8 protein-coding genes and 1 pseudogene are annotated in these 13,515 nt (G+C 61.6%); 5 read left to right on the forward strand and 4 right to left on the reverse strand.

Annotated elements, in window-relative coordinates; translation table 11 throughout:
- On the forward strand, positions 1–209 hold a 209-nt coding region (locus VB734_RS06370; protein ID WP_323243152.1), incomplete at its 5' end, for an ATP-binding protein.
- 114 nt (positions 210–323) lie between these two features.
- Here the strand turns inward: VB734_RS06370 and VB734_RS06375 are convergent.
- Positions 324–1,838 carry a sulfatase-like hydrolase/transferase gene (locus tag VB734_RS06375; RefSeq protein WP_323243153.1) on the reverse strand — a complete coding sequence of 505 codons (1,515 nt, stop codon included), beginning with the start codon at positions 1,836–1,838 and terminating at the stop codon, positions 324–326.
- Positions 1,839–2,062: 224 nt separating this feature from the next.
- Between VB734_RS06375 and VB734_RS06380 the strand changes: the two genes are divergently transcribed.
- Positions 2,063–2,299, forward strand: coding sequence for a hypothetical protein (locus VB734_RS06380; RefSeq protein ID WP_323243154.1), 237 nt, complete (start codon positions 2,063–2,065; stop codon positions 2,297–2,299).
- Between the two features lie 43 nt (positions 2,300–2,342).
- Here the strand turns inward: VB734_RS06380 and VB734_RS06385 are convergent.
- Positions 2,343–3,484: pseudogene (locus tag VB734_RS06385) on the reverse strand (IS3 family transposase).
- Positions 3,485–5,649: 2,165 nt separating this feature from the next.
- Between VB734_RS06385 and VB734_RS06395 the strand changes: the two are divergent.
- The 3 genes from VB734_RS06395 (at position 5,650) to VB734_RS06405 (ending at position 9,632) form a co-directional block, all read left to right on the forward strand.
- Entirely contained in the window at positions 5,650–6,360 is a 711-nt protein-coding gene (locus VB734_RS06395; protein ID WP_323243157.1) for a phosphoribosyl-AMP cyclohydrolase, read from the forward strand.
- Between the two features lie 583 nt (positions 6,361–6,943).
- Positions 6,944–8,698, forward strand: a complete 1,755-nt coding sequence (locus tag VB734_RS06400; protein ID WP_323243158.1) for a mechanosensitive ion channel family protein — start codon at positions 6,944–6,946, stop codon at positions 8,696–8,698.
- A 199-nt stretch (positions 8,699–8,897) separates the two neighbouring features.
- The gene (locus VB734_RS06405) at positions 8,898–9,632 is read left to right on the forward strand and encodes an RluA family pseudouridine synthase (protein WP_323243161.1); all 735 of its coding nucleotides are present in this window, start codon (positions 8,898–8,900) and stop codon (positions 9,630–9,632) included.
- Between the two features lie 6 nt (positions 9,633–9,638).
- On the opposite strand, the gene VB734_RS06410 is transcribed toward VB734_RS06405, so the two are convergent.
- Together VB734_RS06410 and VB734_RS06415 are read right to left on the reverse strand one after the other, a co-directional pair.
- The gene (locus VB734_RS06410; protein WP_323243159.1) at positions 9,639–12,896 is read right to left on the reverse strand and encodes a glycoside hydrolase family 9 protein; all 3,258 of its coding nucleotides are present in this window, start codon (positions 12,894–12,896) and stop codon (positions 9,639–9,641) included.
- 341 nt (positions 12,897–13,237) lie between these two features.
- The coding region (locus VB734_RS06415; protein ID WP_323243160.1) for a transposase at positions 13,238–13,515 on the reverse strand (278 nt) is incomplete at its 5' end.

Here is a 13,515-nt window from a genome sequence, read left to right on the forward strand (position 1 = left end):
CCTCCAACCGCCCCGTCATGGAGTGGGGCGAGGTGTTCGGTGATCAGGTCGTCGCCACCGCGATCCTCGATCGGCTGCTGCACCACAGCCATGTGCTGACCGTGCGGGGCGACAGCTACCGCCTGCGCGAGAAACGCCGCTCCGGCCTGATCAAGGCCAGCAGTGCGGTGAGCACCATTCCCGCCACCGGGGAGGACGGGAGCCCATGAGCATCCCGTTCCTCCCGATCCACCCCCATCCCAATGGACTGATGAGCAAGACCAACCGGCGCCGGCTACGGCGTCAACAAGCCGGGGCTACAGCCTCACAGGGTGGGCCAGATTTCATGTCGCCGGAGGACCAATTCCGGATGTCGCTTGACACAGTTCAAAGAGGGGGCCAGCCACTGGGTCCAGAGGCGCCATGTCGGTGACGCATTGGTCGTAATAGTGGTTGAGCTTCCAGATCTCTTCAGCGCCACCGGGACCGGTTGGGAGTGCGGCGATCACCGACTCAATGTTGGAGGGCTGGGGAACGGCGTCATAGGACTGACCAGAGAAAAGATTGATCTGATGGGGACCTCGGCTCACATCGTCTTCGGTCATGAAGTAGATCGGGCGGCCCACCTCGGCCTCTGATGCCTGACCGGTGAGAAGGGCACTGAGGTCACGACCCGGCAGGGGGTGCACGTCACTGTGGGTCGCCTGGAGGACACTGGCGGCTTGATCCACATCAATGCCGGCCAGACCCAACAGGGTGGGAACCAGGTCGACATGGCTCGTGGGGGTGCTGATGCCTCCCGACTGGGGCACGATGCCGGGTCCGCTCACCAGCAAGGGAACACGGATGGTCTCGTCAAAGGCGTTGCACCATTTCTGCTGGAGACCTCCATGGGCACCAAGCAGTTCACCGTGGTCGGAGGTGAACACGATGATCGTGTTCTCGGCCAGGCCGGTGGACTCCAGGACATCAAGGATCCTGGTGATGGCCTGATCCACCACTTTGTGGAGGTAGTAATAAAGCCGGGGGTAGGCGCCATCGGTCGGTTGGTCCACCAGCATCCGCGACCAGGTCGCCTTGAACTGCTCCTGGCAGGCAGGCCGGCCGATGAAGGAGTCGGCTTGAGACGGGGGCTCCCCAATGCTGGGCACCGTGTCGTCAAAGCCGTTGAAGCCAAGCAACTTCTCGTAGAGACCGCCGGCAAAACCGATGTCGTGGGGGTTCACCAAGGAGGCGACGGCAAGCCAGAGCTGTTCACGGCCCTTCGTGCTGAGCTCGGAGAGCAAGTCGGCCACCTGATCGGCGTAGACACCATCACGCACCGAGCCGCTGTCAGCCTTGGCGGCCCCGTGGGGTTCCCGGCCAATCCAGCCGCTGAAGCCAAAGGGATCGAGCTGGTCGGCCTTTTGGTAGGCCTCCACGCCAGCGGGGATCACCGCTCCGCTGTCATCGGAAGCCTTCAGCCCCTCGTGGCTGCCAGGGGTGGGCAGGTCGGCATAGGAGATGTGCCACTTGCCGCGGTAGTGGGTGCGGTAGCCACCGGCCCGAAACCAGTCCCCCAGAGTGGGGACGCCGGCGGGATCCAGCCAGTGCATCTCCGGGTCGTTGTGGTGCTTGGCCAGGCCATCGGTTTTGGTGACCCCATGCAGGGAGGGGTAGTGCCCCGTGAACAGGGTGGCCCGGCTGGGCAGGCAGGCTGTTGAGCCGGCGTAGTGGCGGTGCAGCTCAAGTCCAGCGGCACGCAACCGCTCCCGTGCGGGCAGCTGCGTCCTCCGGAAAGACGCAAGCGCCTCGTTCTCATAGGCAGGGGGATAACGCTCCTGATCCGTCATGATCAGCAGGATGTTCGGTCGCGTCATGGCTCGGCCCTGGCTGGATCCATGGTCATCGTGCGCCTGGACAACCGTCAAGGAAACGCCGCTGCCGACCACGGAGCTCGAAGCGCCCAAAGCCAACAACAGATGAGCAGCAGCAGCTTCAACCCGGGTCCCCGCCCCAGCGCTTCAAACGTTGGGCCCAGATCCAACGGGAGCAAAAGAAGAAGCCCTTCTATCGACTGCTGGATCGTTCCTTCGGCTTCCGGTTGCTGCTGGCCGCAGCCTCGGCCTTCGCCCTACTGATCGCGGCGAATCGCTGGGAGCACTGCCGGCTCAGCAACTTCGAATCAGGCTGCATGCAAAATGATGCCGGTGGCATCCTCAACGTCGGCAACGTGGAGTCATTGAGCATCGCAACAGCGGCGTGTTTGTATCTCCTCGAAGGCCGTAAACGGCGTCAGAGGGAAAACATGGAGGCCATGAAAGTCATCCTCGTGACGTGACCCCCTTTATCGGTCCAGGCCTTATGAGAGTGGGTGGGTGTGGTCATGCTGCAGCTCCCTGTTGAGCTGCCTCCAGGGGCGTACGCCCCTGGAGGGCCGAATGTGGCCTGAGCGTGTTGTACTCCCAGCGCCAGCGATCGGCCAGGATCTGCGCCTCTGAAGCTGTGGTGAACAACTCGGTGTTCAGGAACTCATCCCTAAACCGGCCGTTGAACGACTCGGCGAATCCGTTCTCCCATGGGGATCCTGGCGCGATGTAGGCCGTGCTGGTGGTGGTGCTGGCCTCACACCAGTCCCGTAGGGCCTGGAAAAGGAACTCCGGTCCGTTGTCGCTGCGGATGAACGCCGGGGCCGGATAGAGGCTGGTGAGCTCCTCCAGTACTGCCACCACGTCCTTGGCCTTGCAGCGCCTGCCGACCCGGATCGCCAGGCAGAGTCGGCTGTGCTCGTCGATCACGTTCAGGAACTTGAGCCTGCGGCCATCGGCGGTGGCATCGAACTGGAAGTCCATGGCCCACACCTGGTGGGGATGCTCAGCCCGGTGACGACGCACCGAGCCGTCTGCGGGTCGTGCCCGCTTTCGCTTCCTGGGAGTGGGCCGCTGAAGGCCTTCCTCCCGCCAGAGCCGTTGCACCCGCTTGTGATTCACCGTCAAGCCCTCCCGCCTGAGCAGCCTGTAAGACATTCGGCGACCCCAGCGGATGTGCTCAGCAGCGACGTCTCGGAGACGCTGCCGGAGCTTGCTCTCTTCCAGATCGACGACCTTGACGGGGTGTCGCTGGATGCTGCGGTGCTGTCCCACCACCCGGCAGACGAGGCGCTCAGAAGCCCGGTAACGCTCCTGCAGGACCGTGACAGCCCTGCGGCGGCGTTCCGGGCTCAGAAGTTTCCCGTCGAACCGCAAGGTGCGCCTCACGGCGCAACGAGGTCCTTGAGCATCGCCTTCTCCAACTCGGCTTCTCCCAACAGCTTTTTGAGCCGGGCGTTCTCCTTCTCCAGCTGGGTCAACCGCCTGGCCTCCTCGGCATGCATCCCCCCGTATTGCTGCCGCCAGCGGTGATAAGTCGGCTGCGTCACCTCGATGACGCGGCAGACCTCGACGACGGTCTTGCCCTGGGCGATCAGCTGCTCGGCGGTTTTCAGCTTGCGGATGATCTGCTCCGCTGTGTGCCTGGTGCGTTTCATGGTGAAGTCCACAGCCCAGTCTGGCCGGCTGAGGACTCTCATTCACCCTGGATCGGTTTCCGGGGGCCACGTCAAACGTCTCTCAATAGCCACAGTTACCAGCTCACTGTCCTGGCCATGGCGAGCAGCTCATCGGGCGCCGCCAGAGCTGAAACGACGACAGGACACGTCAAACGCAATGGTGTGCGATGGTGAGCGGTCATCGGGTACGTGGTGGATGGGGCTCCCCGCATACAAGGTTGTCCCGTTGGGCTGGGTACAATCCAAGACGCCCACGGCTGATCAGTCTGTGATCAAACGGTGACTGCAGTGGCGACTGTCCCACCCATGAGCTCGATGACCTGGCTCAAGGGGAAAGGCTGCAGATCCAAGCCACTTTCTTGTCCTGGGGTCCACGTCCTTGATAGGCCTGCCAGCTGCCATCGGAACCCTGACGTTCCAGTCGACCATCCGCGCAGAGGGCGCGCATCGACAACTCGCGAACCCTCCAGCCTGTCTCGAGTCCTCCTCTGCGAACGAGTACAGCCCCCTGGAACCGAACTGCTTGCCCTTGCCGTACCGCGTCAGCCAGATATTCGGCTGCATCAAGCTCTGGGCTGGTCATTCCTTCCACAAAGATCCATCGCGCAGTCGTCAATTGTCCTTCGGAAACAAGTCCCCCTCTCGTCTGCTTCCAGAAATCAGATTCCACAGGGGGCTTGAATGAATTCGACCAGGCCGCTGGCGGCAAGACTGCCAAGGCAAGCAGAAGTCCAATACCGACACCCGTTCTGGTCATACTTGGGTTGATTGGATGCTCACTCTGTAAAGGGTATCACTTCTGATTGGCCAGGACGTCACCAGCCAAAGCCGGAAGAACGATGCTGACGCCCTCCAATGGCGGTTGTCGACCGACGGCGTGACGTGGAAAAATGGCTCCCAATGGAAAGGACGCGAACGTACGCGTCCATAAGCAGGTGCAGTCTCGGTCGACGATTGAGATGATCCGTCAATGCCACCAAGACTAGGAGACCTGGTGCAAAAGAACATCGTTCAAAGAGGTGTGTGTGGTAGCAACGCAACGGAGGCTGAGCCGTTGACTGAAATCGCTGACGCGACCCCTTGCATGGGCCGGATACACTCGCGCACCAGACAGCCTCGAATCGGTCCTCATCGACGAACAGTCTGATCGGCTGTGGGGGATCGTCTCCCTGGGAGATCCGACAACAGTGCTGCCATCACGCCATCAAGGCGATGGACAATGGCCCCGGGTGCAAGGCCCTAGCCGAAGCTGCCGCTTGCGGTGGGCCGCCTTGAATCGATTTGAGGATGCAAGTCGCTAAAGGAAGTCGCTGCCGAGCATGCGGTGACGCCAATCCAGGTGACGACATGGAGGATAAAATCGACGTGCGTAGGCTCGTTATCGGTGGCAAGATGATTGGCAGCTCGCCACACCCGTCCCATTCGGCTCCCTCACAACACTTACTATCGCAGGGGCATCGGGCTACTGCTCAGCCTCGGCTTGCTATTGCCGTTGCTGGGTTGTCTTCACCCGCCCTCTCCCTCTCTGCGGGAGAGCGGAAGAACCCGCGCCACCGACAGCCGTAGCAAACACACAACCCAGACCCAGCGCTCGCGTCAATTCCTGCGCAAGCACAAATGATTCAACGAAGAACTGATCTGACCGAACTGGAGGGAAGCTCAGGATGCCGTGACCGGTGAAGGCCTCGATGGCCACGCCGATCAGGCAGCCCAATATGGCGAGACGGCCGTTGAGGCGTTCGGAATACCTACGTTCCGAGCCTCGGATCAGTTGTAAAGCGGTGGCGAAGAACCAAGTGTCATCAGCCTAGGCGAAAGGCCGAAAAGACGGGATGGAGCGGATCATGGACCAAAATCCCTGCTTACGAAAAAGCTACGGAAGGCCTCATTCGCTTGACGTGTTGCCCACTACTTGCTCCGGTTTGACACCAAAATGCCAACCAACACGGCCTTGGAGAGTTGTTCTTCCAAGCACGTTCAGCCATGTAGCTAATACCTGCAGATCTCACCTGGACCGGAAACGCCGATGGGGAATGTCGATCTACAGGCTCCATCGGGCGATGTCGGCCGCCAACCGAGGAGACGGCTGGCCCGCTTCACCCCCATCGGCTGGAGCGTAAAGAGCCTGATCCTCCCTGAAGTCGATGGCACCGACCATGGGCGCGAGCGATTCCAAAGCAAGCTCACCAACCCAGGAAGCCGAGAGCAATGCAGTGGCATCCAAGAATCATCATGCTAGAATCTTGCATATTGACATTGTTAAAATGACCCGAAATAAATCCTCAATCCGATCGGTGATACCATCCGGTGCTTGGGGGCTAGGGTTGCTATCCCAGCCTGCGACGCCGGTGATCGCTGCTCCAACCGTTCAAGTCTTCGACATCAACATCACTGAGTCCCTAGTCCTCGCTGCTCAGGATGGTTGGTGCAAAGCTCTACTGCAAATCAGTTCCGATTATGCCAGTGGTGGTATCACCAAAGCAAAGGCGACAGCCGCTAAAGTGATCGACCAGGCCTATGCCTTCGAATTTGGTCCAGTGGCGTTCAAACCCACATTGACAACAGGCAAACATACATTCCGTACGACCCGAGCTGGTGCCCTTGCCAATTTCGTTGGCAATGACCCCAGCTTTCCGCTCGATACAGGGTTTGCCCTTACCCCATGGCGCACTTGCAAGGTGGTGAATCAGGTTATTCAACTCAGCGGTGCCCTTGCCATCACCATGGGTAATGTGGTTTTCTCTGACGCCAGTGGAGAGCTGACCAGCGTTGATAAGACTTGGGGCTTTATGAAAGAGCCCGATGGCAGCGTGAGAATTATCCTGCACCACTCTTCCCTGCCGTTTAAACCTTAAAAACTAAGATCTTCAGCAAAAAAGCTTGCTTGAGGATCAATCGTCTTCGAGAGTACTGGTTTGAACGGATTCGTCTGCTAAAAATGTCCCGCGTTAAGCCTGAGTCGTAGCACCACACCTTTGACTGGGCTTCAACCTGTGGGGAAGCCTTCAGCAGGAGTTGAATAGGCACCGCAGGCACAGCCTTGGGTTCAGATGGCTTGCGCACCATGGCTTACCAAAGACTTTCGATCGCAGGGGGCGTGGGAGTTTGGCGTCTGCGCTGACACTGATGAGATGCCCCCTTCGGTAAGAGGGGTTGCTTGGAGTTGGGGCAGGGGCCGGTCCAGCCGGGCGGGGTTGTGTGCTCAGGAGGGGGCGGGGTTCACCAGGGAGCTGACTCCGGAGGTGGGCGTTCCAGAGAGCCGCTGCGCTCATGCCGACCATGCCTCAGATCTCGGCCAGTTTGCCCTTGTTCTCCGGGGCGGTGTGCCTTTAGAGCGAGCTCCTGAGCTGAGGGCTCCTCAACATCGACTCTGGGATCACCTGCCTCGGCTTGCGGGATCTCCTCTGTCAGGATCTGTGTACAACCGATGGCCCACTCTTGCAAACACTGATCAATCGATGCGGTGCATGGCATCGATGGGTGAACAGGTGGCGACAGGCTTTCCTGGCCTTGGCAGTTGGACTGACGCTGCTGGTCGTCCAGCCAGGGCTGAGCAGTCCACTGCTGCCTACAGCCGTGATGCCCTCTGCGCAGAGGCTGCCGCTTCAGCAGCAGCCCTTTTATCCGGAGCTTCTGGCTAAACGCCAGCACTGGCTGAACGCTCCGATCGGACGGGTTGTCGGTGATTCACCGAGGGAAACCCTGCTGAACTTCTATGCCGTAACCGCCAATGCATCAGCTTTAATCAATGAACTCATCCAGAATCATCTGCACGACCCTGGACTGAACTGGTCAAGCAGTGTTCAGGAGCAGATCACTGAGATCGAGACGCTTGTACTGGAAGCCAGGAAAGCCCTTGATCTGTCAGCCATTCCCGAGAGCAGGCGTGCTGACGTCGGCACCGCGCTGACTCTTAAACTAAAGGTGATCCTGGATTACCTGCTCTCCAGTCAAGCTCAGCAGCTCAGTTTGCCCGACCAACAGGCGATTCAGGACGGGGCAAGTCAGAGGGCTTTGCTTAATGGTGAATGGAGCGTCGGAGGAACTACGGTGATACTGACACCCAGCGGTAAAAGCCGCATTGGCAATTACAGATTTTCCGCCGAAACGGTTAAGGAAATCCCAAAGATTTACAAGGACATCCTGCCATTTCGACCATCTGCATCTGAATGGTTTACGCCGAACCTGTATTCAGATTTTGCACGGACACCAGACAGAATAGTTCCACAAAAGTGGTATCTGATGCTGCCTCAGAAAGTTCGAACCAATCTGCTTGAGCTTTCGATCGACAGCAACACTGTGCTGCAGCTCAGCATGACACTGTTCGTGATTTTGATCTATGGGCTAATGGTATGGATGCTAGTTAAATCATATTTCAAGACCTATTATGATGCAACGTCATTCGTCAGCAAAGGCGACACAGTCGACCCCTGGAATCAGGATCAACTAAGTTGGCGGAGGTTGTTGATATTACTGCCACTCTTACCCCTGAGCATTGCAGCCCGCTGGTTGATTAATATAGAAATCAACATTACGGGGAACTTGGCAACAATCTTACAGCCAAGCTTTGAGATCCTGATCTCACTCACTCTGGCCCTGCTGGGATGCCTGCTTCTCGATGCATCTGGACATTCCATCTCGGAGTTAGTTCTGCGCTTTCGTGGTCGAGAGCAGACACTCATCAGACTGCGACGAGCCAAGAGTTTTGTGATGCCTCTCTGCCGAGCGGGAGCTGTTGTTTTTGTTTTGGCAATTGTCTACCAATTGCTGCTGAACCTGGGAATACCATCCGCCACAGTGTTGACATTCTCAGCCGTTCCTGGTTTGGCCATTGGCCTAGGGGCCTCCAAGCTTCTAGCCAATTTCTTCGCCGGGCTTTCCATTCAGTCTGATCGTCCGCTGAAACTAGGAGAATTCTGCCAGGTTGGCGCTCACCAAGGCTTCATCACGCGCATTGGATTGCGATCCCTGCAAATCGAGACGCTTGATTCAATCGTAACGATCCCAAATTCAGTCGTGGATGAGCAGATGGTCATGAACTACTCAGTTCGCAGCAACGATTCGTATTCGCCAGCAAGACAGAAACTTGACATTCGCTATCAGGTCAAAGAATCACTGGGCGCTTTTGCAACCAGAGAGTTGTTGGGCCGCGTCCCTTTGCGTGGTGTAAATCCCGAGGCCCGAATGCCCTGATCAGAGGTTGAACAGGGTGGAATGACGGGTGTCATTCCGGAGGTGCAGATGTACCTCATCGTTCCACGATGAATCGAGACGATTGACTTGTCAAGTCTTTCGTCTGAACGCGGATGTGTTGTGAGCTGGAGTGGTCTGTGCAGCCTGGGGGTTGCAGCAGCCGGCCCCCGGGCGGCCCAACGACACGGTGCAGCTGTGGATGCCGCCGCCCGAACCGCTGCCCTACCTGGTGGCTCAGGACATCCCGTTGGATGTGCTCTTCGAGGATGCCCACCTGATCGTGCTCAACAAGCCGGCCGGCCTCACCGTCCATCCGGCCCCCGGCAACCGGGACGGCACCCTGGTGAATGGCCTGCTCCATCACTGCCCCGATCTGCCCGGCATCGGCGGCGAGATGCGCCCCGGCATCGTCCATCGGCTCGACAAGGACACCACCGGCTGCATCGTGGTGGCCAAGAGTCAGGAGGCTCTGGTGAAGCTGCAGGTGCAGATCCAGCAGCGCATCGCCTCGCGGGAGTATCTGGCCGTTGTGCATGGTGTGCCCTCGGCGGATCACGGCACCGTGATCGGCGCCATCGGTCGTCACCCGGCTGACCGCAAGAAGTACGCGGTGGTGCACGACGGCAGCGGCCGCCACGCCTGTACCCACTGGAGCCTGGTGGAACGCCTGGGCGACTACGCCCTGCTGCGCTTCAAGCTCGATACCGGCCGCACCCACCAGATCCGGGTGCACTGCGCCCACATCGGTCATCCGATCGTTGGCGACCCGGTCTATTCCCGTTGCCGCAAGCTGCCGCTGGACCTGCCCGGGCAGGCCCTGCATGCGGTGCAGCTGGGGCTCGATCACCCGATCAGCGGCGAGCGGATGGTGTTCGACGCACCGCCGCCGCAGGTGTTCGACAAGCTGCTGGCGGTGCTGCGCCGGCGGCTCTGAGCCGCTTCACACCAGTCCCAGGCTGGTGTTCTGGCCGAAGGCAAAGGCCAGGGCGCCGGTGAGGCCGGCGTTGTAGTCCAGGGCCACCTCGTTGCTGATGTAGTCATCTCGGCGGTCGGTATAGGCGAAGTCGTTGGCCTGGTTGGGGCCGCCCACGAGGGCTCCGGTCAGAACATGGGCATTGGGCTGGCCATTGCGAAAACCATCCCAACCCACGCCGGAGGCGGCGCGATGGTGCGGCTGCTGGGGATAGGCGTTGCCGTAGCCCACCATGTAACTGAACTGGCGGGGATTGTCGCCCAGGATGTAGTCCACTGTGTCGGTTGCCAGTTGTCCGTAGCGTCCCTCCGGATCGATCACGGCGTCGGCGTAGAAGCCGGCCATCAGGGCTGTATTGGCGGCATAGCGGAGTGATCCCCAGGGGCTGATGAAGCGCAGTCCGCCGTCGGTGATGCTCACGCCGTTGCGGCCATCCACCCAGCTGTCCAGCCAGCCCTCCACATCGCTGCGCACGTTGGCGCTGCCGGTGTCTTCGGCCAGCAGCACGGCTGTGGCGTAGGAGGCGTCATCCCAGTTGTGGGTCCAGCCATTCGAGAGGCCATCGAGCTGGGAGGAGTAGGTGGCCATGGCACGGTCGCGATAGTCGCTGCCATCGCCGCCGGCCGCTTCCACAGCCCTGGCCAGCCAGGCGGCGCTGTAGGCGAGTTCGTCCTGGTAGCCACTCCAGGAGTTGTAATAGTCGCGCACCTCCGTGATCGCGTCGGAATACTTGCCCTGGTAGCGATTGGCGAACGCATCGAGCGCCATCGCATTGTCGAGCAGTTCATCGGCATAGGCCGTTTCGCCGTTCGCTCGAAACAACACCGAGGCCGAGGCCAGGGCCGCTGCCGTGGCCCCTGCCACATCCGATCCCGGCTTGTCGGGGGTCACCGCCATGGCGGGTCTGGCGATCGTCTGGACTTCCGGTGCGCTCCAGAGGGCGTGGTCCGCCGCCACATCACCCACCTGGGCCACCAGGTAGGTGGTCTGGCCGGAGGCATCGCGGCCATGGGCCTTGAGCAGATAGTCGGTACCCCAGCGCACCGCCTCCATCAGGTCGTCGAGCTGGCCGGTGGCGACGTAGCTTTCGTTGAACTGAATGCCGCCCCAGGCCAGAGTGGAGAGGCTGGAGGCCAGGGGCAGGCCGAATTTGCCGTGATCGCCGGCATCGTGGTAGCCGCCGCTCAGGTCGAGGTTGAGACCGGCCTGGAAGTTCTCAGGCCTCCGATCACCGAACCAGACCCCGTCGCGGCCATCGCTCAGACCGGAATCACCGCGCCAGGGCACCCGGTTGCTGGCTTCATCCAGGTCACCGGAGCGGTTGGCTTCATAGAAAAGGAACGAGAGCCCCAGGGCCGTGCCGTAGTCCGGCGCCGCATCGGCTCCGCCTGCCGTTCCGCCATCCAGTCCACCGGTTGTGCCGCCATCTGCAGGATCTCCTGGAGTCCCGTTTCCCTGTGGTGTGGGGTCGGGGGTTCCGCCGGATCCCGTCGTCGTGCCAGGCAGGACGCTGCCCTCGCGGAACAGCAGCGAGGCATCGAGCGTGCCGGAGTTGCCAATGGGTGTGCCCTGGGTGCCGTTGAATCCCACCGTCACGGATCCACCGGCAGGAATCGATGCGGCCCAGTCACGGCCGCTGACGGTGTAGCGGGTCAGGCCGCCGCCCAGATCGGTGGCTTCAACCCCAGCTCCCCAGGGATCGCCGGAGATCCGATGCAGCGTCTCGAAGCTGAAGCTCCAGTTCGGCAGGGCCTGGCCGGTGTTGTTGGTCACGGTCAGCTCGGCCGTGAAGCCATTCCACCAGCGGCTGCCGCCGACGCTGACGGTCAATGGTTGCGTGGTTGTCCCGGTCCCTCCTGTCTGCGGGGGGCTGGGATCCGTGGGGCCCACAGGCTCTGTGGGATCCACGGGCTCCATGGGCTCCATGGGCTCCATGGGATCGGCGGGATCGTGGTTGTCGTGGTCGTACGCCGGACCGTGCCCGCCTGCGCTGCCGTTGAACGCATCTCCGCCGATCGGCGTCAGGCCTGTGCCCCTGCGGCTCTGCAGTCCGTCGGTGACCTGGCCGGCCGGCCCCTGTGGGGTCAGCAGCCCGGCGCGGCTCACCAGGCTCACCTGATCCACGCTCACCCCGAACGCATCCTCCAGCCGGTCTTCCACCACCTGGTCGTTGTGGAATTCGAGGTTGGCCGGGATCAGCTGGCCGCGGCGGATGCCGGCCAGCAGGAGGCTCTGGCCGGTGGGCTCCACCGCGATCAGCAGACCCTCCGCTGTGTCGGACACCGTGAGCCGTTCCCTGGTGCCGAAGTAGAGGAAGCTGAGCTTCATGGTGGCGGGGTCGAAGCCTTCGACCCGTTCCTGCACGCCGGTTTCATGGGAGCGGACATAGACGGTGTCCACGTCCCGCTCGCCCACACCCTTCTCCCAGGAGAGGGCACCGCCGATGTCCTGGCGCAGGTGCTCGTTGGCGACGATGCCGAAGTTGGCGGGGCTCAGGTCGGCGAGTCCCACGCCCCGGATCACCTGGTCCTCGGGTGTCCAGGCCCAGGGATTGATGATCGCCGCGTCTCCAGCGGCGGTCTTGCCCACGATCAGGTTGTGCACCGACACATCACCGAAGTCGAGCCGGTCCCCGGAGGGATCGAAGCCTTCGATGTCCGCCCCGGCCGGATCGGCCCGGAACACCCGTCCACCCTGCGGGGCCGGGTCCGGTTCCGTGGGTGAGGGTGAGGGTGTGGGGCCTGGGGTGGGCGTTGGAGTGGGTGTCGGTGTGGGAAGCGGGGTGGGCGTCGGTGCTGGCGTGGGTGCCGGCGTTGGGGTGGGTATGGGCGTGGGATCGGTCGGGATGGCGCCGCCTGCGGCCAACAGCAGGGAGCTGTCGAGGGCGCCGCTCGAGCCGATCGCCCGTCCCTGGGTGGCGTTGAATCCCACGCTCACGCTTCCCCCAGCAGGCAGGCGGCTGGCCCAGCCGGCGCCGGTGAGGGTGTAGCGCCAGAGCCCGTTGCCCAGATCGATCCGTTCCGCCGTGGCTCCCCATGGCGTGCCGCTCAGCTGGTGGGGGCTGTCGAACACCACACTCCACGTCTCCAGGGCCACCGCTGAGGTATTGGTCAGCGTCAGCTGAGCCGTGAGACCGTTCCACCACACATCGCCGGAGATGGCAACGCTCACACCGGGCGTACTGCTGAGGGGAGGACTGAGGGGAGGCGCGTCAAGCTGGGCCATGGGTCGTATTGGAGTTGACTCCGGTGTAGGCCTGGCCCTGGCAACTCCGGCCGCGTCCCTTTGCGTGGTGTAAAACCCGGGGCCCGAATGCCCTGATCAGAGGGTGAACAGGGTGGAATGACGGGCTGTCATTCCGGAGGTGCAGATGCGCCTCTTGCAGCCACGATGAATCGAGACGATTGACTTGTCAAGTCTTTCGTCTGAACGCGGATGTGTTGTGAGCTGGAGTGGTCTGTGCAGCCTGGGGGTTGCAGCAGCCGGCCCCCGGGCGGTGGTCCAGGCCGCTGCGTCCTGTGGGGGCGCTGCAGCCTCGATCACCTGGGGCCTGCGTGCTGCCCTTCTCAGGCGCTGAGGGCCTGCAGGGCGGGGCCGCCATCCAGCTCCGGGATGGCGGCCATGCTCTCGGCGGAGAACATGCGGCGGCCCTCCAGCTGCCAGTGCTCGTGCTGCTCCAGCAGCACCGCGCCCACCAGGCGGATGATCGCGGCGTCATTGGGGAAGATTCCGACGACGCGGGTGCGTCGTTTGATTTCCTCGTTCACCCGCTCCAGCAGGTTGGTGCTCCAGATCTTGCGCCAGTGGTCCTTGGGGAAGTGGCGGAAAGCCAGCACGTCCTCTT

This window comes from Synechococcus sp. BA-124 BA4, assembly GCF_034931165.1.